This is a genomic window from Simiduia agarivorans SA1 = DSM 21679 (assembly GCF_000305785.2).
In the GTDB taxonomy this organism is placed as follows: Bacteria; Pseudomonadota; Gammaproteobacteria; order Pseudomonadales; family Cellvibrionaceae; genus Simiduia; species Simiduia agarivorans.
Map to the genome: position 1 here is coordinate 609,294 of NC_018868.3, position 21,018 is coordinate 630,311.

At 52.8% G+C, this 21,018-nt stretch carries 19 protein-coding genes, 1 tRNA gene and 1 pseudogene; 16 read left to right on the forward strand and 5 right to left on the reverse strand.

Features of this window, described 5'->3' with window-relative positions; translation table 11 throughout:
- Positions 1 to 36 precede the first annotated feature (36 nt).
- From thrS to M5M_RS02795, 11 genes are all read left to right on the forward strand, one after another.
- Entirely contained in the window at positions 37 to 1,953 is a 1,917-nt protein-coding gene (gene thrS, locus M5M_RS02745; protein WP_015045939.1) for a threonine--tRNA ligase, read from the forward strand.
- A gap of 114 nt (positions 1,954 to 2,067) precedes the next feature.
- Positions 2,068 to 2,628 (forward strand): translation initiation factor IF-3, encoded by a 561-nt coding sequence (infC, locus tag M5M_RS02750; protein WP_015045940.1) that lies wholly within the window; start codon positions 2,068 to 2,070, stop codon positions 2,626 to 2,628.
- Positions 2,629 to 2,691: 63 nt separating this feature from the next.
- Positions 2,692 to 2,886: a 50S ribosomal protein L35 gene (gene rpmI / locus M5M_RS02755; protein WP_016389186.1), complete on the forward strand. Its 195-nt coding sequence runs from the start codon at positions 2,692 to 2,694 to the stop codon at positions 2,884 to 2,886.
- Between the two features lie 32 nt (positions 2,887 to 2,918).
- Positions 2,919 to 3,275: a 50S ribosomal protein L20 gene (rplT, locus tag M5M_RS02760; RefSeq protein WP_015045941.1), complete on the forward strand. Its 357-nt coding sequence runs from the start codon at positions 2,919 to 2,921 to the stop codon at positions 3,273 to 3,275.
- 136 nt (positions 3,276 to 3,411) lie between these two features.
- Positions 3,412 to 4,425, forward strand: a complete 1,014-nt coding sequence (pheS, locus tag M5M_RS02765; protein WP_015045942.1) for a phenylalanine--tRNA ligase subunit alpha — start codon at positions 3,412 to 3,414, stop codon at positions 4,423 to 4,425.
- A gap of 97 nt (positions 4,426 to 4,522) precedes the next feature.
- Complete coding sequence (gene pheT, locus M5M_RS02770; protein ID WP_015045943.1) at positions 4,523 to 6,907, forward strand: phenylalanine--tRNA ligase subunit beta; 2,385 nt, start codon at positions 4,523 to 4,525, stop codon at positions 6,905 to 6,907.
- Between the two features lie 27 nt (positions 6,908 to 6,934).
- Positions 6,935 to 7,240, forward strand: a complete 306-nt coding sequence (gene ihfA / locus M5M_RS02775; RefSeq protein WP_015045944.1) for an integration host factor subunit alpha — start codon at positions 6,935 to 6,937, stop codon at positions 7,238 to 7,240.
- Positions 7,224 to 7,592: a MerR family transcriptional regulator gene (locus M5M_RS02780; protein ID WP_015045945.1), complete on the forward strand. Its 369-nt coding sequence runs from the start codon at positions 7,224 to 7,226 to the stop codon at positions 7,590 to 7,592. Before ihfA ends, M5M_RS02780 begins: the two co-directional genes overlap by 17 nt.
- Positions 7,593 to 7,737: 145 nt before the next feature.
- Positions 7,738 to 7,814: transfer RNA gene (locus tag M5M_RS02785), tRNA-Pro, on the forward strand.
- A gap of 193 nt (positions 7,815 to 8,007) precedes the next feature.
- A complete protein-coding gene (locus tag M5M_RS02790; protein WP_015045946.1) occupies positions 8,008 to 8,208 on the forward strand; it encodes a DUF2788 domain-containing protein in 201 nt (66 codons plus the stop codon).
- Between the two features lie 66 nt (positions 8,209 to 8,274).
- The gene (locus M5M_RS02795) at positions 8,275 to 9,552 is read left to right on the forward strand and encodes a Xaa-Pro dipeptidase (protein ID WP_015045947.1); all 1,278 of its coding nucleotides are present in this window, start codon (positions 8,275 to 8,277) and stop codon (positions 9,550 to 9,552) included.
- Between the two features lie 68 nt (positions 9,553 to 9,620).
- On the opposite strand, the gene M5M_RS02800 is transcribed toward M5M_RS02795, so the two are convergent.
- From M5M_RS02800 to M5M_RS21040, 4 genes and pseudogenes are all read right to left on the reverse strand, one after another.
- Positions 9,621 to 13,079, reverse strand: a complete 3,459-nt coding sequence (locus M5M_RS02800; protein WP_015045948.1) for a chitinase C-terminal domain-containing protein — start codon at positions 13,077 to 13,079, stop codon at positions 9,621 to 9,623.
- Between the two features lie 67 nt (positions 13,080 to 13,146).
- Complete coding sequence (locus M5M_RS02805) at positions 13,147 to 14,802, reverse strand: glycosyl hydrolase family 18 protein (protein ID WP_276324575.1); 1,656 nt, start codon at positions 14,800 to 14,802, stop codon at positions 13,147 to 13,149.
- Positions 14,803 to 14,821: 19 nt separating this feature from the next.
- The gene (locus tag M5M_RS20565) at positions 14,822 to 15,043 is read right to left on the reverse strand and encodes a hypothetical protein (RefSeq protein ID WP_015045950.1); all 222 of its coding nucleotides are present in this window, start codon (positions 15,041 to 15,043) and stop codon (positions 14,822 to 14,824) included.
- Between the two features lie 11 nt (positions 15,044 to 15,054).
- Positions 15,055 to 15,345 (reverse strand): annotated as a pseudogene (locus M5M_RS21040) (hypothetical protein); the annotation flags it as partial.
- Between the two features lie 1,487 nt (positions 15,346 to 16,832).
- Here M5M_RS21040 and M5M_RS02810 point away from each other — a divergent pair.
- Genes M5M_RS02810 through M5M_RS02820 form a run of 4 tightly spaced genes read left to right on the forward strand, consistent with a single transcriptional unit; the run spans position 16,833 to position 20,332 of the window.
- Positions 16,833 to 17,243, forward strand: coding sequence for a MerR family transcriptional regulator (locus tag M5M_RS02810; protein ID WP_015045952.1), 411 nt, complete (start codon positions 16,833 to 16,835; stop codon positions 17,241 to 17,243).
- Between the two features lie 2 nt (positions 17,244 to 17,245).
- Positions 17,246 to 17,566 (forward strand): heavy-metal-associated domain-containing protein, encoded by a 321-nt coding sequence (locus M5M_RS19795; RefSeq protein ID WP_016389188.1) that lies wholly within the window; start codon positions 17,246 to 17,248, stop codon positions 17,564 to 17,566.
- A 29-nt stretch (positions 17,567 to 17,595) separates the two neighbouring features.
- A complete protein-coding gene (locus tag M5M_RS02815; protein WP_016389189.1) occupies positions 17,596 to 19,941 on the forward strand; it encodes a heavy metal translocating P-type ATPase in 2,346 nt (781 codons plus the stop codon).
- Positions 19,942 to 19,978: 37 nt separating this feature from the next.
- Positions 19,979 to 20,332 (forward strand): cupredoxin domain-containing protein, encoded by a 354-nt coding sequence (locus tag M5M_RS02820; protein WP_015045954.1) that lies wholly within the window; start codon positions 19,979 to 19,981, stop codon positions 20,330 to 20,332.
- Positions 20,333 to 20,364: 32 nt separating this feature from the next.
- Here M5M_RS02820 and M5M_RS21085 read toward each other — a convergent pair whose 3' ends face one another.
- Positions 20,365 to 20,739 (reverse strand): hypothetical protein, encoded by a 375-nt coding sequence (locus tag M5M_RS21085; RefSeq protein ID WP_476712817.1) that lies wholly within the window; start codon positions 20,737 to 20,739, stop codon positions 20,365 to 20,367.
- On the opposite strand from M5M_RS21085, the gene M5M_RS20920 reads away from it, so the two are divergent.
- Entirely contained in the window at positions 20,718 to 21,002 is a 285-nt protein-coding gene (locus tag M5M_RS20920; protein ID WP_015045956.1) for a DUF2933 domain-containing protein, read from the forward strand. The two genes, M5M_RS21085 and M5M_RS20920, sit on opposite strands and share 22 nt — an antisense overlap.
- The last annotated feature ends 16 nt before the right edge of the window (positions 21,003 to 21,018 follow it).

A 21,018-nucleotide genomic window follows, 5' to 3' on the forward strand; every position in this document is an offset into this window, starting at 1 on the left:
TTTGGTAGGGGTCACCACTGGAACCAGGAAGTACACATGCCTGTTATTACGCTCCCCGACGGCTCGGAACGCCGTTTTGATCAGCCCGTTTCTGTTGCTCAGGTTGCCGCCGATATCGGTCCCGGCCTGGCCAAGGCCACTATTGCCGGCCGTGTGGACGGTGTGCGCGTTGATGCCTCTGACCTGATTGAACAGGACGCGCGGCTCGAAATCATCACCGCCAAAGACGAAGATGGCCTTGAGATTATTCGCCACTCCTGTGCGCATTTGTTGGGTCACGCCATCAAGCAGATGTGGCCCGATGTAAAAATGGCCATTGGGCCCACCATTGAGAACGGCTTTTATTACGATATCGACCTCGACCACTCGCTCACCGATGAGGATGTGCAGGCGCTCGAAGCCCGGATGCTGGAGCTGGCTAAAACCGAATACGACGTAATAAAGAAGAAGGTGAGCTGGGAGGAAGCGGTTGCGGCGTTTGAAGCCCGTGAAGAGCCCTACAAGCTGGAAATCCTTGAAAGGGATATCCCCAAGACCGACAAGCCCGGCCTGTACCATCACGAAGAATACATCGATATGTGCCGCGGCCCGCACGTCCCGAACATGCGATTCTGTCAGCATTTCAAGTTGATGCGGGTATCCGGTGCCTACTGGCGCGGTGATTCCAGTAACAAGATGCTGCAGCGCATTTACGGTACTGCATTTGCCGATAAAAAGGCCCTGAAAGCGCATCTGGCGTTTCTGGAGGAGGCGGTAAAGCGCGATCACCGCAAATTGGGCAAGAAATATGACTTCTTCCATATCCAGGAGGAAGCGCCCGGCATGGTGTTCTGGCACCCGCGTGGCTGGGCTATTTATACCGCTGTCGAAGAATATATGCGCAAGGTGCAGCGCGATAACGGCTACCTGGAAATCAAAACCCCGCAGGTGGTAGATCGCACCCTGTGGGAGCGTTCCGGCCATTGGGATAAATTCCGCGACAACATGTTTACCGTGGAATCCGAATCCCGGGATTATGCCGTCAAACCCATGAACTGCCCCTGTCACATTCAGGTGTTCAATCAGGGCCTGAAAAGCTACCGCGAACTGCCGATCCGTTTGGCAGAATTCGGGTCCTGTCACCGGAATGAAGCGTCTGGCACGCTGGCGGGCCTGATGCGGGTGCGCGCCTTTACCCAGGACGATGCCCATATCTTCTGTGCGGAAGAACAGATTCAGGAAGAAGTCAGCACGTTTACCGATCTTCTCTACAAAGTCTATGCAGACTTCGGCTTTACCGAGGTGATTATCCGGCTTTCCACACGCCCTGAGCAGCGCGTGGGCAGCGATGAGGTGTGGGATAAGGCCGAGCAGGCGCTGGCCCAAGCGCTGGACGCCAAAGGCCTGGCCTACAGCCTGCTGCCGGGCGAGGGCGCTTTTTACGGGCCGAAGATCGAATTTTCCCTGAAAGATTGCCTGGGCCGGGTCTGGCAGTGCGGCACCATTCAGGTGGATTTCTCCATGCCAGGCCGCCTGGGTGCCCAGTTTGTGGCCGAAGACGGTTCCCGCCAGGTGCCGGTCATGTTGCACCGGGCGATCCTGGGCTCATTCGAGCGTTTTATCGGGATTCTGATCGAAAACTACGAAGGCGCTTTCCCGCTTTGGCTGTCGCCGGAGCAGGTCGGCGTACTGAATATTACCGACAACCAGGCGGAATATTGCCAAAAAGTCGAAGAATCCTTAAAAAACAAGGGGTTCAGGGCGTTTTCTGACTTGAGAAACGAGAAGATCGGCTTTAAAATCCGCGAGCACACCATACAGCGGGTCCCGTACCTGCTGGTCGCTGGCGACAAAGAGATGGAAACCGGGACTGTCACTGTACGTGACCGCAACGGCAACGACCTCGGCGCCATGACGGTGGAAGAACTGGCAGAGCGCCTGAATGCTGAGATAGCGAACAAAGGCGCTCAATAAGACCACCAGGATCTGCACTATGCCTTCCAGGCCAACGGCGCAAGCCCGAGCGGAAGGCATAGCCAGCGGGTCTGGCGTGGTCTTTTGCTGTTGTAGCCCGTGTGGGCATTCTGAATGGAGGCATTAGCCATCAAACGAGATAGCGCGAAAACCGGCGGTAAATCAAAGAAAAACCGCATTAACGACCAGATTGACGCAAAAGAAGTTCGATTAGTAGGTGCAGATGGGGAGCAGGTAGGCGTAGTCAGCCTGCAGCAGGCACTCGACGCCGCCCAAGCCGCATCGCTTGATTTGGTAGAAATCGCGCCCGACGCCACGCCACCAGTGTGTAAGATCCTGGATTACGGCAAGGAGTTGTTTGAAGCTAAGAAAGCCAAAGCTGCAGCCAAGAAGAAGCAAAAGCAACAGCAGGTTAAAGAAATCAAGATTCGCCCAGGGACGGACGTTGGTGACTATCAGGTAAAACTGCGCAACCTGATACGTTTCCTTGAAGACGGGGACAAGGCCAAGGTTTCATTGCGATTCCGCGGTCGCGAGATGGCACACCAGGAGCTGGGCATGGAGATGCTGAAACGCATCGAAATTGACCTGGCTGAGTACGGTATTGTCGAGCAGCATCCGAAGATGGAAGGTCGGCAGCTGATGATGGTTCTCGCCCCCAAAAAGAAGAAATAGCCGGGCTTTTTTAGCTGCCTTGTTATTTTTATTTATTAACATCCGAATGCGGAGTGTAGTTTTATGGCAAAAGCTAAAGTACACAGTGGTGCTTCCAAGCGCTTCAAAAAAACCGGCGCTGGTTATAAGCACAAACATGCTAACAAGAGCCACATCCTCACTAAAATGACTACCAAGCGTAAGCGTCAGCTGCGCGGTACCAACATCCTGGATAAGGATAACGTGGTATTGGTAGATCGTATGTTCCGCGCCAAGTAATTGGCAGTAACCTTTAAGTAGAGGATTGAATTATGGCGCGTGTTAAGCGTGGTGTCGTGGCTCGTCGTAGTCACAAAAAAGTTCTGAAGGCTGCCAAAGGTTACTACGGTGCACGTTCACGTGTATTCCGTGTTGCCAAGCAAGCCGTTATTAAAGCCGGCCAGTACGCCTATCGTGACCGCAAGGCCAAGAAGCGTAATTTCCGTGCACTGTGGATCACTCGTATCAACGCACAATCACGTGCGGAAGGTCTGAGCTACAGCCGCCTGATTGCCGGCCTTAAGAAAGCCAATATTGCACTGGACCGTCGCGTGCTGGCAGATATTGCCGTGCATGACAAAGCGGTTTTTGCAACTATCGTTGAGAAGGCTAAAGCAGCTCTGGCTTAAGTCGCACGATAGCGGGTCTTAGCGGGCCCGATTGTGTTTTGGAAGGGAAGGGGCGCAAGCCTCTTCCCTTTTTTGTTAAAAAACACGCAGAAAAGAATTTATGTACTGCCGCTTGGCGGCAAACCGGAGACAGACAATGGATAACCTGGGCGCGCTCACACAGGAAGCGCTGGAACTGGTTGAAAAGGCGCAAGATCTGCAAGCGCTGGATTATGTGCGGGTGGAATACCTGGGCAAGAAAGGCAAAATTACCGAGCTGTTGAAAGGCCTGGGTAAACTGAGCGCGGAAGAGCGCCCCGCCGCCGGTGCCGAAATCAACAAAGCCAAACAAGCCGTGCAGGATCAGCTTAACCTGCGTAAACAGGCACTGGAAGAGGCCGAGATTAACGCCAAGCTCGCCAGCGAGACCATCGATGTCACCTTGCCCGGACGCGGCCAGGAAACCGGTGGCCTGCACCCGGTAACCCGCACACTCAACCGCATCTCCGATATTTTCAGCAAAGCCGGTTATAAAGTGGCGGAAGGCCCTGAAGTTGAAGACGATTACCACAACTTCGAGGCGCTGAATATTCCCGGTCATCATCCGGCCCGCGCCATGCACGATACGTTTTACGTGGATAAAACCCATGTCTTGCGCACGCACACGTCACCCGTGCAGATCCGCACCATGGAAACCCAAAAGCCGCCCATCCGGGTGATCTGCCCGGGCCGGGTTTATCGTTGTGATTCCGACCTGACTCACACACCGATGTTTCATCAGGTGGAAGGTCTGGTGGTGGATAAAAAAATCAGTTTCGCGGACCTGAAAGGTACCGTCGACCAGTTTCTCAAAGCATTTTTTGAAGCCGATGTGCCCGTGCGCTTCCGGCCCTCGTACTTTCCATTTACTGAGCCTTCAGCCGAAGTGGACATCCAGTGTACCCAGTGCGGCGGTAAAGGCTGCCGGGTGTGTAAGCAATCCGGCTGGCTGGAAGTCATGGGTTGCGGAATGGTCCACCCCAATGTATTCAGTGCATCCGGTGTTGACCCAGAGGTGTACACCGGTTTTGCCTTTGGCATGGGTGTAGAGCGCCTTGCCATGTTGCGGTATGGCGTCAATGACCTGCGATTGTTTTTCGAAAACGACCTGCGTTTCCTGAAACAGTTCTGATTATTTGAATTTACGCAGGCGCTCTGCCTGCACGCACAGAAATCTTGTAGCTGCCGGCTTATAGCTTGCAGCTTGAAAAACTGGAAAGTTTTTAACCATGAAAATCAGTGAATCCTGGTTGCGGGAATGGGTTAACCCGCAAGTCAACACAAGCGAACTTTGCGAACAACTCACGATGGCCGGCCTGGAAGTGGATGGCATTGAGGCTGTGGCGGGTGAATTTACCGGCGTGGTTGTTGGCGAAATTGTCGAGATTGAGCAACACCCGGATGCGGACAAGTTGCGTGTCTGCAAAGTGGCGGGCAATGGCGACGAATTGACCCAGGTGGTATGTGGTGCGCCCAATGCCCGCGTCGGCATCAAGGTGCCGTTTGCAACCGTGGGTGCTGTTCTGCCTGGCGATTTTAAAATCAAAAAGGCCAAGCTTCGCGGCGTTGAATCCTTTGGCATGCTGTGCGCACAAACCGAGCTTCAGGCGGGCGACGATGATGACGGCCTGTGGGAGTTGCCTGCAGACGCGCCAGCGGGTGTGGATCTGCGCGAATACCTGAAACTCAATGACAAAATCATTGAAGTGGACTTAACACCCAATCGCGCAGACTGTCTCAGTCTTGCCGGTGTTGCACGCGAAGTAGGGGTGCTAAATCAGGCGGCGGTCACGCCTGTTGCCATAAACCCGGTCAAGGCCAGTATTGATCATGCCGTGAGCGCCAGTATCGATACCGATGGCTGCGGCCGCTACAGTTGCCGGGTGATCAAGAATATCGACCTCAGCCAACCAACGCCCCTGTGGATGGCGGAGCGTTTACGCCGCGCCGGCTTGCGCTCCATCGATGCTGTGGTCGACGTGACAAACTACTTGTTACTGGAGCTGGGTCAGCCCATGCACGCATTTGATCTGGCCAGAATAGACGGCGGGATTCAGGTGCGGATGGCGAAAGCCGACGAGCAGCTGAAGTTGCTGGATGGCCAGGAAGTCAAACTCAATACCGACACACTGGTCATTGCCGATAACAGCAAAGCCCTGGCGATGGCCGGTATTATGGGCGGCGACGCTTCGGCCGTGTCGGAATCGACAACCGATATCCTCTTGGAATCTGCGTTTTTTACGCCGGAAATGATCGCCGGCAAAGCCCGCAGCTACGGTTTGCACACAGATTCCTCCCATCGCTTTGAGCGCGGCGTAGATCCTGCGCTGGCCACTCAGGCCATCGAGCGTGCCACCGAGCTCCTGCTCGCCATTGTGGGCGGTGAAGCCGGACCAGTTGTCGTTGCAGAGCGCCCGTCAAGCCTGCCGGAAGTCGCGCGCATCCGATTGCGCCGGGCTCGCATTGAAGAGGGGCTGGGTTTTGCCATCGAGGACAGCCGGGTGCTCGATATCCTGAACCGCCTGGGTCTGGAGAAAGTTGCGGAAGACGCTGATGGCTGGACATTTCAGGCACCCAGCCACCGGTTCGATATGGCCATTGAAGCGGATCTGCTGGAGGAGCTGGCACGCATCTATGGTTACAACAATTTGCCCGTCACAAGCCTCAAGGCAGACTTGCCCATTGAGCCTCAGGCAGAGACACAGACACCCTTGTCGCGCGTTCAGCAGACCCTGACGGCCAGGGGCTATCAGGAAGCAATCACCTATAGTTTCATTGAACCCAAGTTGCAGACGCTGTTTGATCCTGATGCAGAGGCGGTCAGTCTACTCAATCCCATCAGCAGCGACCTGAGTGTCATGCGGACCAGTTTGTTAGCTGGCCTTGCCAATGCACTGGTACACAACCTTAACCGGCAGCAAACCCGCGTGCGTTTGTTCGAGACCGGATTATCCTTCGTAAAAGGCGGTTCAGGGCCTGCAGGCCTGACCCAGAAGCCAAAACTGGCAGCGCTGGTGTATGGCACACGAGATACCGAATCCTGGGCCCATGCTAAAGATCGCGTTGATTTTTATGACATCAAGGGCGATTTGGATGCCATTTTGTCCTTGGGCGGCGCAAGCGCGCGCTATAGCTTTGTGCCCGCACAGCATCCGGCACTCCATCCCGGCCAGACTGCACATATCATCAAGGGCGGGCAGGTCATTGGCGTGATTGGCGCCTTGCACCCGAATACCCAGAAGGCGCTCGATCTGGATCACCCTGCCTTTGTTTTCGAACTGGATCTGGAGGCGCTGCTCAGTGGTGTGCAGCCAAAATTTGCACCACTGTCTAAATTTCCTGAGGTTCGACGTGATCTGGCGGTGCTGATTGACCGCGAAATTGGCGCTAAAAACCTCCTGGAAGCCGTTAAATCCGCGGCCGGAGACTACCTTACTAACTTAAAGGTGTTTGACGTATATAGCGGCAAAGGTATTGATCCACATAGAAAAAGTGTGGCTCTGGGCTTGACGTATCAGCATCCTTCACGCACTCTTAACGACGATGAAATCAATGCTTCTGTCGCTGCAGTGGTAACTGCGCTGGAAGCCCAGTTCAACGCGACCTTGAGGTAAAAGGGCACCGTTATAAGGGGTGATCAGATGCCTGATGGGGCATTAACGAAAGCTGATCTGGCCGAAAAACTGTACGAAGAGCTCGGGCTCAACAAGCGGGAGGCGAAAGAGCTGGTGGAATCCTTTTTCGAGGAAATCCGCCATGCACTGGAAACCAACGAACAGGTGAAGTTGTCGGGTTTCGGCAATTTCGACCTGCGCGACAAGAGTCAGCGCCCTGGGCGCAACCCCAAAACCGGGGAAGAGATCCCAATCACCGCCAGGCGCGTAGTCACCTTCAGACCTGGCCAAAAGCTTAAGGCGAGAGTAGAGGAACATGCTCGAACCGAGTAATAACGATGAATTACCGGTAATCCCGGGGAAGCGTTACTTCACGATCGGCGAGGTGAGCGAACTGTGTGCGGTTAAACCTCACGTACTTCGCTACTGGGAGCAGGAATTTCCACAGCTGAATCCCGTGAAGCGGCGCGGAAACCGCCGCTACTATCAACGCGAAGACGTTCTGACCATTCGCCAGATCCGGTCTTTGTTGTACGATCAGGGCTTTACCATTGGTGGTGCCCGGCAACAAATGTCCGGTGACACTCCGGTGGCAGCGGAATCCGCTGACGACAGCAAATTCAGGGCAATGATCCAACAAATGATCAGCGAGCTCGAAGAGCTGCTGTTGGTATTGAAACCCTGACGTTTCAGCAAGGGGTCTGGCCCCTTGGTACTTAGGTTAGGGTTACAAAATAAGGCTTGCAATCCACTCTGAACAGGGTATTATGCCGGCCTCAGTTGAGCGGAATTGCTGACTTTTATAGTTAAATCAAACGCTTAGCGAGTTTCGGAGCGTAGCGCAGCTTGGTAGCGCACCATACTGGGGGTGTGGGGGTCGTGGGTTCAAATCCCGCCGTTCCGACCAATACGATAAGAAAGCCTGGGCAATGCCCGGGCTTTTTTATGCCCGCAATTCCTGGCGGCGCAGCGTAGGCTTAAAGCCCTGTACAGGCGCGGGAATCCATCCTCAAAGGAGAAGGCGCCACCTTTGTTGACGCGTATTCCCATGGCTGAAGCGCGACAGGTAATCACTAACGCTACCGGAGGTACGAAACCCAATGGATCCAGAAACGTTCGACAACCTGACCATGATTGTGGGTATCTCCGCGCTCATCGGCTTCATGCTCTTTATCGTGTGGGATCTGGCTAAACAGTCCAAAGCGGGGAGATTCGGCACCATCATTCTCTTTATTGTGCTCGGCCTTTGCCTGCTCGGTTTTGTGATCAAAGCGGTGCTCTACGAATTCATTGGTGGCTGACGCAGGTTCGTCTCATACATAAGACTGGTGTAAGCTCAGGCCACATTCGCTCTGAGTAAAAAGCCCATGCACACCGTGTTCAAATCCCTGTTTTTCGGTCTGGCTACCATTATGGCGAGCCAGGCCAGCGCCGATCTGACCTACCTCACCGCCGCAAAAGCCCTTGATGTTGCGTCTGGAACATTCACCGAGCAGCCCGCCCTGATTATCGAAGCCGGACGAATCACCCATGTTGGCACAGCGAAAAGCTTGCCTGCGCCAGCTGGCGCCACGTCGATTCACTTAGAGGGCCTGACACTGCTTCCTGGTTTAATGGATATGCATGTCCACCTGACAAGCGATGCAGAAGACAACTTCCTCGCGTCCATGAATTACTCTATTCCTCGCCAAACGGTTAAAGCCGTCAAGAATGCACATAAAACCCTGATGGCCGGTTTTACCAGCGTGCGCGATCTGGGCGATTCCGGCTATGCGGTGATTGCCGTGCGCGATGGCATCAGGGCAGGAGAGATTGAAGGCCCTCGCGTATGGTCTGCTGGTCACTCGCTCTCGGTAACCGGGGGCCATTGCGACGATAATTTTTCAGCCCCCGAAATGAAGTCGGTAGCCGCCGGTGTGGCCGATGGCCCCTGGGCAGTTAAAGCCAAAGTGCGTGAAAATATTAAGTACGGCGCCAATACCTTGAAAATCTGCGCGACCGGTGGAGTTTTTTCAAAAGGTACCCAGGTAGGTATCCAGCAATACACAGAGGAAGAGCTACGTGCTGCGGCAGAGGAAGCTCACCAGCAGGGCATGATTATCGCGGCCCACGCTCATGGCACCTCCGGTATTAAAGCGGCCATTCGCGCGGGTATCGACAGTATCGAGCATTGCAGTTTTCTCGACGATGAAGCGATAAAACTTGCAAAAAAAGCCGGCACTTTTCTTTCTTGCGATATCTACAATACGGAATACACACTCGCGTTTGGCGAGCAAAACGGTGTGCCGGAAGAAAACATCAACAAAGAAAAGCAGGTGTCGGCGGCACAACGGGAGAGCTTCCGTCGTGCAGTTAAGGCCGGACTGAATATGGTGTTTGGTTCAGACGCGGCAATTTATCCCCATGGCGATAACGGCAAGCAGTTTCACACCATGGTGACTTTTGGCATGTCGCCATTGCAAGCGCTTCAGGCCGCTACAATCAACAGTGCTGCGCTGCTTAAACAAGCGGATTTAGGACAGCTCAAAGAGGGATTTCATGCCGACATTATCGCCGTCAACGGTGATCCGCTGAAAGATATCCGTGTGTTGGAAAATGTGGCGTTTGTGATGAAGGCAGGCGTGGTTTACAAGCGCGTAGAGTGATCGCGAGGAATTGAGAATGGAATCGGGTGTTGTACACCCGATTCCTGTTCTCTTAAGGTGCTATCCGGTCAGAAACTACACACCAGATCCCAATCCGACGTGCCCGGCTCCGATGCCGTCCACCATTTGGCTTGGTACACCGCATTGTTGTGCGTCATGCGGTCACCGCCGTTGGCATGGCTCGGGTTACCGGCCCAGTCTTTTTGCGGGAAGTCAGGGTAGGCCGGGTAAATCACCGGATCCACGTTGGCACTTGCACAGCTTCCGCCGGTGCCGCCACCGGAACCGCCGCCAGTGCCTGCATCAATACTTCCCAGCGGTAATTCCGGGTATTCCTGCAGCAAGGCAAATTCCTGAGCGCCCACTTTCACCACCCAATTGGAAGGCATGGAAACAGGCAAGTAGTATTTCAGGACCACCTTCCATTCCTCGCCTTGGGCCAGGGTCAGGTAGCTTGGGGTACTGATTTTCACCCGATGGAAATTGTTTTCCAGTCCACCCACATTGTTTCCGGCAGCGTTGGAGCCATTGGTAATAACCGTTAAACCTGCCGCACTCTGGTCTGCCATGTTATCCGGCGTAGACGTGGCAAAATCAAAGGTAAACTCGGTGCCACCGGGAAGATCCACACCGGAATTATTGGTGATAATCAGATCGGGGGTAATGGGATAGTTTGAATCACCCAACGCATAGTTGGTGAGTTTTACGCCGATATCAATGGCCTCTCCTGGCATCGCGATTTCTGCCCGCTGATTGCCATAGGGTGTGGCCGCGGCAAACTTCTGAGCAATGGCTTTTGTTAACGTATGACCCATTTCATACTGGCCTTTGGCCGCGTTGAAATCGTAATCACCGGCCAACTCCCAGAACATAATGCCACCGATGCCTTGGTCGATAACATACTCGGCTTTCCGGTTAATGGACTGCTCATCTTCAGTGGATATAAAGACTTTTTTATCGGCATTCCACAGCCAGGGCGCAACCATAGTAGCGTCGTAATGGCGGGTGTAGGTGCCAATAAGTTGGTGCGCGGGATTGTTCACAGGATCCAACCCGTAAGCTGTCAGGTAATCACCTGCGACGCCGTTTTCGAGGTTTTTGGCGTGCCACATGGGGTTAGAGCCTGCACCCATTTCGTTGCCGGCGGTGTCTTTATCGTGCCACAGGTTATCGATACCCATTGCACCGTTGCCGCATTTGTTGGTTTCCCCGGCGCCGGTGCCTTCCGGACATTCAGCCTGATTGGGTAACGCAGCCTGGCCCCACAATCCGTTGGTGCCCCCGGTCACATTCTGCCAACCACGGGTGTAATAGGGCACACCGATATTGATACGGCCTGCAGGCAGCGAGCCTCGGAAGTAATGGTAGGCCCAGTCGGTATTCAGGTAACCAATATTTTTATACTGGCCGCCATAGGCGTTCCACTGCACCAGTTCGGCATCTTCACCATTGTCGAACAAAGCAGCATTTGGGCCCACAAACTGGTTCCAGGCGCCGTGCAGGTCGTAGGACATGATGTTGACGTAATCCAGATACTGCACCGATTCAAACGCTTCCATGCCGCGCAGCAAATAGCCGGAAGAGGGCGACGCAATGGTGAGCATGTAATGCTTGCCGTCGGCTGCGCCCGCCGCATCCAGTTTTTCGCGCAGGGTTTTCATCAACACATTGTAAGACGCATTCAATCCGGCACGGCGCGCATTGGAAATCGCAAAATCGGCTGGATTACCTGCATCCTTCATTGAGGTGGGATATTCATAGTCTATGTCCGCACCATCAAAACCGTATTCACGCAGAAAAGTGACCACAGAATCTGCGAAGGTATTGATCCCGGCGGTATTGACCGAGCCATCGGCATTGGTGGTCATAGTGTAGAAACCCCCTGAAGCCACCCGGCTGCCATCGGCACCAAAATAACCGCCGGTCTCGGCCCAGCCGCCAATGGAAATCAGGGTTTTCACGTGCGGGTACTGCTTCTTGTATTTATTCAGCAGATTAAAATGGCCTTTGTAGGGCAGTGTCGGGTCCATTTCCGCGCCGGCAACACCCGGCCACTCCATATCGGTTGCCGCATTTCCGGCAACGCTCGCGCCTACTGATACCCGGTTGTTACCATCCACATGCGCGAAGGCATAGTTGATGTGGGTCAGTTGCTGCCAGGGTATTTGGTGCGCAAGATAGGCTGGACCGTTAGAGCCGGTACGCCAGCTGGTGAAGTAACCAATAATACGACGTTTGGCGCTGCCCATCAGTTCCCGACCGTCTGCATCGTAGACGGTGCAATAGGGCGTTTGGACCCCGGGCGTGGAATAGAGGCCATCCGGTCTGCAATCTGCATGATTCACGGAACCATCCGGTGTTACGTCAATCGTTGCGCTGCTCTGTGCGGACTTGCCGCCGTTATCAATGGCCTTGGCGATGACCGTCTGCGTACCCGCAACAGCGGTCCAATTGGCTTCATAGGGCACGGAAGTGTCGCTTGCGAGCAATTGTCCGCCCACATAAAACCCCACTTTGCTGATGCTGCCATCGGTATCGCTCGCGCTCGCACTTAACAAAATGGATTCACCCGCCAGTGCCGTGGCAGGCAAGGCGCCCAATGACACGCTGGGAGGAACATTGGTGTCGGCTGCAACCGAGAAGCTTTGCGTGCTGATTTCACTTTCAGCGTTTTTGTCATCAATCGCAATGACAGATACCGTGTGGTTACCTTCTACTGCAATCCAATTTGCGGTGAAGGGTGCACTGGTATCGGTATCGATAAGCGAACCATCAACATAAAATCTCACGCTGTTAATAGTGCCATCTACATCATTCGCGTCAGCAGAAAACGCGACGCTCTGACCTGCCTGCAAATCGGCTGGCACAGTAGCCATCGATACTGTCGGCGCCTGATTGGGCAAGGAAGCTACATTGATCGTTGCCGAGGCAGAATCAGTACTGGCGCCTTGATTGTCAGTGGCGCGAGCCAGCACGTTGTGGGTGCCGGCACTGGCGGTCCAGTTAACACTGTAAGGCGCCGCGGTGTTAACGCCGACGGACTGGCCGTCCACAAAAAATTCAACTTTGACGACATTGCCATCGGCATCCGACGCACTGGCTGACAGCGAAACGGTGTCGCCAGTAGTCGCTGTAGAAGGAGCCGTAACCGATACTGACGGCGGTTGATTCACGGTACCCCCATTAACCACATTGATGGTTACCGTGTTTCCGTCCGTACAGCCACTGGTATTGCACAGCGCAACCTGCAGTTTGTTCTGACCGGCGGGGTAAGCACTGGTGCAACTGCCGCTTTGCTGGTTCTGGCCGTTTGGCGTCAGGCTACCCTGACATTGGACATTGCCGTTGTTATACAAGGTCCAGGTGGTGCCGTTTTCACCCCACCACATATTCCAGTCCACTTTGATGGCACTGCCGGATTGTTGCGTCGCTTCAAGCCACGCGATATTAGGCGTGCCGGGCGCTGCAAACACAGGCGCAGCCAGTCCCGACGCTATCGCCAGCGCGAGAAATTTTTTCGTTAACATGATTGTGTCCTTTTATTGTTATGGCAAAAGCGGGCCAGGCCTTTGTGGCCCGCTTGTTTACACTGAATTACTTTGCCGGATGGCCAAGACCTTCGTGCATGGCGTTCAGCAAGTTTCCGTTGTCTGCATCAATCTCCCAGGCGAAGACGCCCCCCAGGTTGTGCTGCAAAACGAAATTGCCTTTGGCTTTGACAGAGCGTTGGGTGTCGAGGGTCACAAAACGCCCGGTAGCGGCATCCCAGAGATAGGAAGCCTTGGCGGCATCATCCCAGAACAAGGTGAAACCGTTGATGCCGGTGCCGTTAGCGCCGCCCATCATGTGAGCCTCAGCCCCTTTGTAATCCATGATGCCCTTTTCCCAGAAACCTTGTTCCTGACTGCCGGTAATTGCGGTGCCGCCAGTGGCACCGAAAGGACCTGACTGATCGCCGCCTTGAATGCCTTCCCAGCCACGACCGTACATGGCCACGCCGATGGCAATTTTGCCAGCCGGCACACCGCGGGCGATGATGTGACTCACTGCATCGCTGGCATTAAATCCATCCAGTGGTGTCAGGGCATCAGCAGTATCGTAAATACCGGTTTGATGACCGTAAGTCGTACTCCAGGCGCCGTAGTAGTCGTACGTCATCAGGTTGATGTAATCCATCGCCGGATGCGCTTGCTCCCAATTAACTTTGGACAGTTTCTCCACACCGCCACTCATGGCAGCCGTTAACTCGTACTTCCGATTGTTCTTGAGCTCGAGTTCATCCAACGCAGCCCTCAGTTCTATCATCAACGTCGCGAAACCATCTCCATCAGCCGGTGTACCCAGCGCCGGGTTTGCACCACCGCCACCAGGGAACTCCCAATCGATATCGATGCCATCGAAAAAGTCGTAGGTATCAATTAAATCGATAATCGATGCGATAAATGTTGCCCGTGCGGTGGGATTAATGCCGATCTCATACAGCGGGTCAGACAAGGTCCAGCCGCCTACAGATGGCAGGACTTTGATGTGAGGGTAGGTTTTTTTCATGCGGTACATTTCCGCGAAAATACCCTTCACGTCATCATCCCACTTTGCCGTGCCATCAAAATCATTTTTTTCCAACGCGGCAAATTTATCGTGAACAACTACGGTGTAATCCGGTTTTCCGGAACATTGAGAGGTAAGTGCGGATTTGGCGGATCCGGTAAGTGATTCGTTAGGCCCGCATACAGGAATAAAGCCGTAAAAAATATGGGTGAGGTTCTCTACCGGAATATCTTTTGGATAGAACTTTCGTCCGTAAACGCCCCATTCGACGAAATACGCGCCCACCATCTTATTGGTGGTGTTGTCGTAAGGCAGGTTATTGGCGCCCATGCCAGCGGACTTTCTGGCCAGCCATTCGCTGTTATCCAGGTAATCCCAAGGGGAGCTGCCGGCATTGCAATCTGTGGTGCAACCGGGGTCGGTAACGCCACCGGAAACATTGACCGTTACGGCAGAAGAGGGCGTACACACTTCGTTGGCGCCATCACTGTTGCATAATTCGACCACCAAGGATCGACTACCGGTACCGGTAACCTTAATCGTGGCCGATGCACTTTGGGCATTGGGAGAATTAGCGGCGATGGATTGGGTATGTATAACCGCACCATTATCTTTCACCTTCCACACGGTGCCGTTTTCACCCCACCAGAGGTTCCAGCTGAGCGGAAAACTGGTGCTGGACTGATCACCTAACCATGCAATTGCAGGTGCAGCGGGGGCATTAGCCGGTGCTGGAGTAGGTGCTGGAGTAGGTGCTGGAGTAGGTGCTGGAGTAGGTGCTGGAGTAGGTGCTGGAGTAGGTGCCGGAGTAGGTGCCGGAGTAGGTGCCGGAGTAGGTGACGGAGTAGGTGCCGGAGTAGGTGCCGGAGTTGGTGTAGGTGTCGGAGCCCCACTTACAGCAAACGACACGGTATTTGAGCTGGTGCAACCATCGGCATTGCATAGGCTAACGCTCAATTGATGGTTACCCGGTGCGAAATCTGTGGTGCAAGACCCTGATTGTTGATTCTGTCCATTTGGTACCAGGCTACCGGAGCAAATGGCAGAACCATTGTCGGTGAGTTGCCAGCTGGTACCGTTTTCGCCCCACCACATATCCCAGCGGGTGGTTATGTTTGCACCAGAATCTACATTCGAAGGCATCCAGGCAATCGCTGGTTTAGCGGGCGCAGCGGCCCACAATGGAAAGCTGAACGCCGTGGCGACTATTGCCAGCGCGAGCTTGGTTTTTCTGTTTGTGTACATCGTGTCGACCTCGTCAGTTGCTTATTGTTATTGGTTGAAAACAATCTGCCGGCACATACCTCCTCCCTGTGACTACAACAGCCCGCAGAAAGACAACGTTGTATAATGCTAGAGACTGCAGGACAACGTTGTCAATTTTATTTGCGCAATCTGTTAAGTGGTTGGCAAGAAACTACAGTATTTGGTTATAAGGGAAAGCAGGCAGGAAGTTCAGGCAAGTTGCAGCAGATAAATATTTCTTAATTTAAACAGTGTGTTAACCAGGCTTCTTAATGTTAGTAAAAACTAATATTAGTAGACTGGTCGAATTTTCCTTCAGTGTCTTATTCAGAATTGTATTAAAAGAACCAGACAGAGCCGAGTCCAAATGATTCCGTTTCATCCTTAAAACACCCAAGCAAGCGTTTCAACGTATACACCCGAGCGCGTTGGATCTTGAGCAGCCCGAGACAAAACATCCAGTGCTGTTTGTGCTTAATCTCCAGATTGTCGACGTGATTCAGTATCAGGCTTGAGGCTTGAGGCTTGTTGGTGTTGCCTTGTAAGCACAGCGATGGCTCCTGAGGGATCGGGTTTCATACAGTTCAGAAGTACGTGAATCTCTGAGTCAAATAATGATGGGTCTTTCGACATAATCCGCCATAAACTTCCATCATGGCGCTAACATATTGTTTTTATTATAAATAATAGAATTTTGAGCTATTCAGTCCTTCCGCTGGAACACAATGAAGCTTTAGCGACAATTGAAGCTGTCTATAGCCGGGTTTAGGCCAAAAAAGAAGCTCAAACATCTTTACTGTGTCGAAAATGGAATGGGATAAAAACAACTGGCCGATACGCTGGGAGGTTTGTCGCCAACCTGTAATTTCTATGGCGCGGTCGAAATAAGCCCTCTATCTTTCGCTGGCGTTCAAAGCAGCGGCGTCATTCGGCGCCAAAAATTGATAAGAAGTTTAAGCAATAAAGCTTCTGCCTCCCTAGCAGGCTTGTGAAAATTACCAACCGAGTGCAACTTTTAGTCATCTATTAAATTCCCATTGGGCCGATAATGTATGACACCGGGACCGGCTCGGAGGTGATGAGTCGTATTGCCGCGCCCATGGTCGGTGGGATGCGGAGCGCGGTCATTCTGACTCTACTCGTGTTATCAGCCGTTTACCTCCTTTGGAGAAAGCCCTGAGAAAGTGATCTGGCCAGATGTCATTCGAGTTGATCTGGATCAAATAATCTTCCCCAACATTACAGGTGTGTAATGTTGGGGTCATCCAGGTGTCAGTCTCCCCTCAATAACATAGCCAATAGATGGCATGAATCCACGCACTAAAACTGCTTGACCTGTGTCCATGACACAGGTGTATAACTTTCTACAGCACACGGTTATAAAGCAGGGTGTTACTCCTTGGTATATAACCAGTGACTGACTCAGATCAAGGTCCTGATTCCGGCTGAAGCTTAGGGTGGCATGACTGGATCAAGAGGAGGGTGGCATGAAAGTCATCGAGGTTGCCAGGCTATTGGGCATTACGGCAGACACGGTAAGGTTTTATACCCGCATCAATATCCTAAATCCCACCAAAAGCAAGGCCAATGGTTATCGGGAATACAGCGACAACGACGTTAAGCGTTTGCGGTTTGTGTTGAGCGCCCGGCAGTTGGGATTTTCGGTCGAGGATATTCAGGAGATTATCGGCCATGCGGACAAGAAAAAAACACCTTGCCCGACCGTGCGTCGCCTTATTGATCAGCGATTGCATGAAACCGAAGAGCGGCTCGCTGAAACGCTGAAGCTAAAGAATCGCATGCAACAAGCTGTGTTGGAGTGGAATCAAAAGCCGGATAAATCACCGACAGGCCATATGCTGTGCCATTTAATCGAAGAGTTCACCGCGGAGGAATGAATATGAATGCACACCCAATAGCAAACGCCAATCAACAGAAAGGTGGATGCTGCTGTTCCGGAAGGTCATCTATTTCCACTGCGGAAACGGATGCCAGAAGCGTTAGAGAATCATCGCACCCCCTGCACCAATTACAAGTGCAGGGAGCCACCTGTGGTGGTTGCGTTAAAAGTATAGAACAGACGCTGAAATCCGTTTTCGGGGTCAGTGAGGCCTCTATGGATCTGGCAACCGGTGTCGCTTCAGTTGTTGGTGCAGTCGATGCAGATCATCTAGTTGAAGTATTGCAAGTCGTTGGCTTTCCTGCGGCGGTCATCCGATAAAAGTCCTAGAAAATTACTGGGAGTAGGGTATGAGTACAATGAAAACGGAATCTGGCGACGTCTCTTGCCATGAAGGCGGTACGACAACTACGCCTCATGATCATCATGCACATAAGGCTCATCACCACAGTTCAGAGAATAACCCAGGCCCTCAGGAACTTATTATTGAAGGTGCAGGTTGCGCCAGTTGCGTTGGAAAAATCGAGTCGGCGTTAAAGGCGGTTCCTGGAGTAGAAAATGCCGAGATGAATTTCGCTCAGCGCACTGTGAGTGTGACGGGTAATGTCGATGCTGCTGATCTGGTAAAGGCGGTGGAAAAATCCGGTTACAACGCCAAGATCGCGGCTGCTGAGAGCGAAGATGATGCGCTGGCGGAAAAAGAACAAGCAGATTGGGCTTACTACAAACGACTAATGCGTGAGATGACCATCGCATTGTCACTGGGTGTGCCCTTGATGATCTACAGCGTTGTTGTTGGCGAGATGACGGTAAGCACAACTGGAGAGCGTATTGCGTGGCTGGCCGTTGGACTACTGACACTTGGCGTCATGGTATTTTCTGGCAAACACTTTTTTGTGGGGGCCTGGCAGTCCTTTAAAAATCATTCAGCCAATATGGATACACTGATTGCATTGGGTACAGGAACCGCGTGGGTGTACTCCATGGTTGTTGTGTTCGTTCCATATGCCGTCCCTGAAATGGCGCGCCATGTCTATTTCGAGGCCACTGCCATGATTATTGGTTTGATCGATCTGGGGCTGGCTCTCGAGCTCAAAGCCCGCGGGCGCACGTCGGAAGCGATTAAACGGCTAATCGGCCTACAGGCCAAAACGGCCAGAGTCATACGTGACGAAAAGGAACTGGATGTCGCCATCGAACAGGTGCTGATGGACGATGTGGTTCGTGTACGTCCGGGTGAAAAAATTCCCGTGGATGGTGAGGTCATCGAAGGCCATACCGCTATTGATGAGTCCATGTTGACGGGTGAACCCATGCCCGTGGAGAAAACGGTGGGCGATACGGTAGCAGCAGGCACCATCAATAAAACCGGCTCCATTTTGTTTAAGGCCACTCGTGTCGGCAAAGATACGGCCCTGGCGCAAATTATCAACATGGTCAAACGCGCACAGAATTCCAAGCCGCCTATTGGTCGTTTAGCTGATGTGATTTCCGCGTATTTTGTACCCGTCGTAATGATTATCGCCGTCACCAGTGCGTTGGTCTGGCTCAACTTTGGCCCAGATCCCGCTGTGGCGTTTGCCATCGTATCGGCCACCACGGTACTGATTATCGCCTGTCCTTGCGCGTTGGGCCTGGCAACGCCCATGTCGGTCATGGTGGGTGTGGGCAAAGCGGCAGAAGCTGGTGTGCTTATTCGCAACGGTGAAGCCTTGCAAACCGCATCGAAAATATCAGCCATGATTCTGGATAAAACCGGCACCATCACCCTGGGAGCGCCGAAGGTCACCGATATTTTGGTCGCAGGCGAGCAGCACGAGGACACTATCCTGAAACTAGCAGCCACGCTCGAATCGGGTTCTGAGCATCCCCTGGCGCTGGCAATTGTCGAGTCGGCCCAGGAGAAGGGTATCGAAACCGGGAAAGTCTCCAATTTTAACGCTATCGCCGGCCACGGCGTGCAAGCGGAGGTGGATGGCAAAACGTTGCTGTTCGGCAATGAAAAATTGATGCGTGAGCGCAATATTGAACTCGGCGATTTTGTTGAAAAAGCGCAGGGCTTGGCCGCCGAGGCTAAAACACCCATGTATTTCGCCGTGGATAACCAACTTTCCGCGATTATCGCTGTGGCAGACCCCATCAAGGAGGACTCCATCGCCGCCATCAAACGTTTGCAACACAACGGTATTCGCGTCGTCATGCTGACGGGCGATAACCGCGCCACGGCAAAAGCGGTCGCCGAAAAGGCGGGCATTAAAGAGTTCTTTGCCGAGGTGTTACCGGAGGAGAAATCCAAAAAGGTTCAGGAACTGCAGATGGAAGGTGAAGTGGTCGGCATGACAGGCGATGGCATCAACGACGCGCCAGCGCTGGCAATTGCCAATGTGGGTTTCGCCATCGGTACGGGAACCGACGTGGCCATAGAGAGTGCCGATATCACCTTGATGCGCGGATCGCTGCATGGGCTTGCCGATGCCATTGCGGTCAGCAAGGCTACATTACGCAACATCAAGCAAAATCTATTTGGTGCATTTATTTACAACGTGGCAGGTGTTCCTTTCGCGGCAGGTGTGCTGTATCCATTTTTCGGTTTGTTGCTAAGCCCTGTAATCGCCGGTGCCGCGATGGCATTTTCATCGTTGACTGTTGTGACCAATGCCAACCGCTTACGTTTTTTTAAGGCCCAAGAACACTAATGGCAGTCTCGACAGTACCTTTTTTAGGAGAATAGACATGTTATTGATCAATATCGCCGGCATTATTCTAATTGCGCTCATCGTATGGTGGTTTTGGTTGTACAAACCAATAGAGGCAGAGCTGGGAGAAAATGATCTGGTGATTACCGTGGAAAACGGCACCTATTCACCATCCCGAATTAAAGTGCCTGCGGGTGAGCCGGTTGAGCTGAAGTTCATACGTAAAGATGAATCACCCTGCTCAGAAACGTTACTGATCCCCGAACTGCAAATCAGTGACACCTTGCCCCTCAATAAACTGAAGTCCATACAAATACCTGCACTGAAATCTGGTGAATACGCCTTTCATTGTCAGATGCAGATGTATCGCGGCCAACTCACGGTGAATTAGAGAATGTTCAAAAAAGAAAGTAAGGATTGAAATCAGTATGAATATTCAAAAAAGTGACCGCCATTTTTGACGAATTTCGTTAGAAGGACGTAGAAGAAGCACTGATTAGGCATGGGGTTAAAGGCTTCACCCTGCATCCGGTCCGCGGTCGTGGAGAATACTTCAACAGCTTCAACGAGAATCATTTGATTAAGCACATTCAAATGGAGATATACACCAAGTCTGAACAAGCCGGGGATATCGCGCAACTGATTGTGGAAACGGCACACGTCAATGCCGATAGCGAAGGGCTGGTATGTTTTGTTCCGGTGAATGACTTGCTTTGGATTCATGATAAACGCAGTGCGATAGACAGCGATTTTCAATTTCATCCGTGAGGTGTGATATGGCAGCGCAAAAATCATCATTCTGGTTAACACCCAAAGGGCTGGCGGCATTGGGACTTATCGGCGCAGCGACTTATTTTCTGTTGATTGAACACCGCCAGCATGTCTGGCAGTTTTTACCCTATCTAATTTTACTGGCATGTCCCTTTATGCATCTTTTCATGCACGGAGGCCACGGGGGGCATGGTGGGAGCCCTCAGCATGAGGGTGAGTCAGATCAAGATGCTTACCAGCGTGGATTAGAAGATGGGCGCCGGGATAGCGAACATCGGCACCACCATTGACCCGGTAGAAAATAGG

Excerpts from the sequence above, each read along its gene's own strand:
- M5M_RS02800 (WP_015045948.1), bottom strand. The coding sequence starts at position 13,079 with ATGTTAACGAAAAAATTTCTCGCGCTGGCGATAGCGTCGGGACTGGCT.
- rplT (WP_015045941.1), top strand. The coding sequence starts at position 2,919 with ATGGCGCGTGTTAAGCGTGGTGTCGTGGCTCGTCGTAGTCACAAAAAA.
- rpmI (WP_016389186.1), top strand. The coding sequence starts at position 2,692 with ATGGCAAAAGCTAAAGTACACAGTGGTGCTTCCAAGCGCTTCAAAAAA.
- M5M_RS02820 (WP_015045954.1), top strand. The coding sequence starts at position 19,979 with ATGTTATTGATCAATATCGCCGGCATTATTCTAATTGCGCTCATCGTA.
- pheT (WP_015045943.1), top strand. The coding sequence starts at position 4,523 with ATGAAAATCAGTGAATCCTGGTTGCGGGAATGGGTTAACCCGCAAGTC.
- M5M_RS02795 (WP_015045947.1), top strand. The coding sequence starts at position 8,275 with ATGCACACCGTGTTCAAATCCCTGTTTTTCGGTCTGGCTACCATTATG.
- M5M_RS02810 (WP_015045952.1), top strand. The coding sequence starts at position 16,833 with ATGAAAGTCATCGAGGTTGCCAGGCTATTGGGCATTACGGCAGACACG.
- thrS (WP_015045939.1), top strand. The coding sequence starts at position 37 with ATGCCTGTTATTACGCTCCCCGACGGCTCGGAACGCCGTTTTGATCAG.
- infC (WP_015045940.1), top strand. The coding sequence starts at position 2,068 with ATGGAGGCATTAGCCATCAAACGAGATAGCGCGAAAACCGGCGGTAAA.
- M5M_RS21085 (WP_476712817.1), bottom strand. The coding sequence starts at position 20,739 with ATGATGATTTTTGCGCTGCCATATCACACCTCACGGATGAAATTGAAA.
- M5M_RS19795 (WP_016389188.1), top strand. The coding sequence starts at position 17,246 with ATGAATGCACACCCAATAGCAAACGCCAATCAACAGAAAGGTGGATGC.
- M5M_RS02790 (WP_015045946.1), top strand. The coding sequence starts at position 8,008 with ATGGATCCAGAAACGTTCGACAACCTGACCATGATTGTGGGTATCTCC.
- M5M_RS20920 (WP_015045956.1), top strand. The coding sequence starts at position 20,718 with ATGGCAGCGCAAAAATCATCATTCTGGTTAACACCCAAAGGGCTGGCG.
- M5M_RS02815 (WP_016389189.1), top strand. The coding sequence starts at position 17,596 with ATGAGTACAATGAAAACGGAATCTGGCGACGTCTCTTGCCATGAAGGC.
- pheS (WP_015045942.1), top strand. The coding sequence starts at position 3,412 with ATGGATAACCTGGGCGCGCTCACACAGGAAGCGCTGGAACTGGTTGAA.
- ihfA (WP_015045944.1), top strand. The coding sequence starts at position 6,935 with ATGCCTGATGGGGCATTAACGAAAGCTGATCTGGCCGAAAAACTGTAC.
- M5M_RS20565 (WP_015045950.1), bottom strand. The coding sequence starts at position 15,043 with ATGCAATGCCGATGGTTGCACCAGCTCAAATACCGTGTCGTTTGCTGT.
- M5M_RS02780 (WP_015045945.1), top strand. The coding sequence starts at position 7,224 with ATGCTCGAACCGAGTAATAACGATGAATTACCGGTAATCCCGGGGAAG.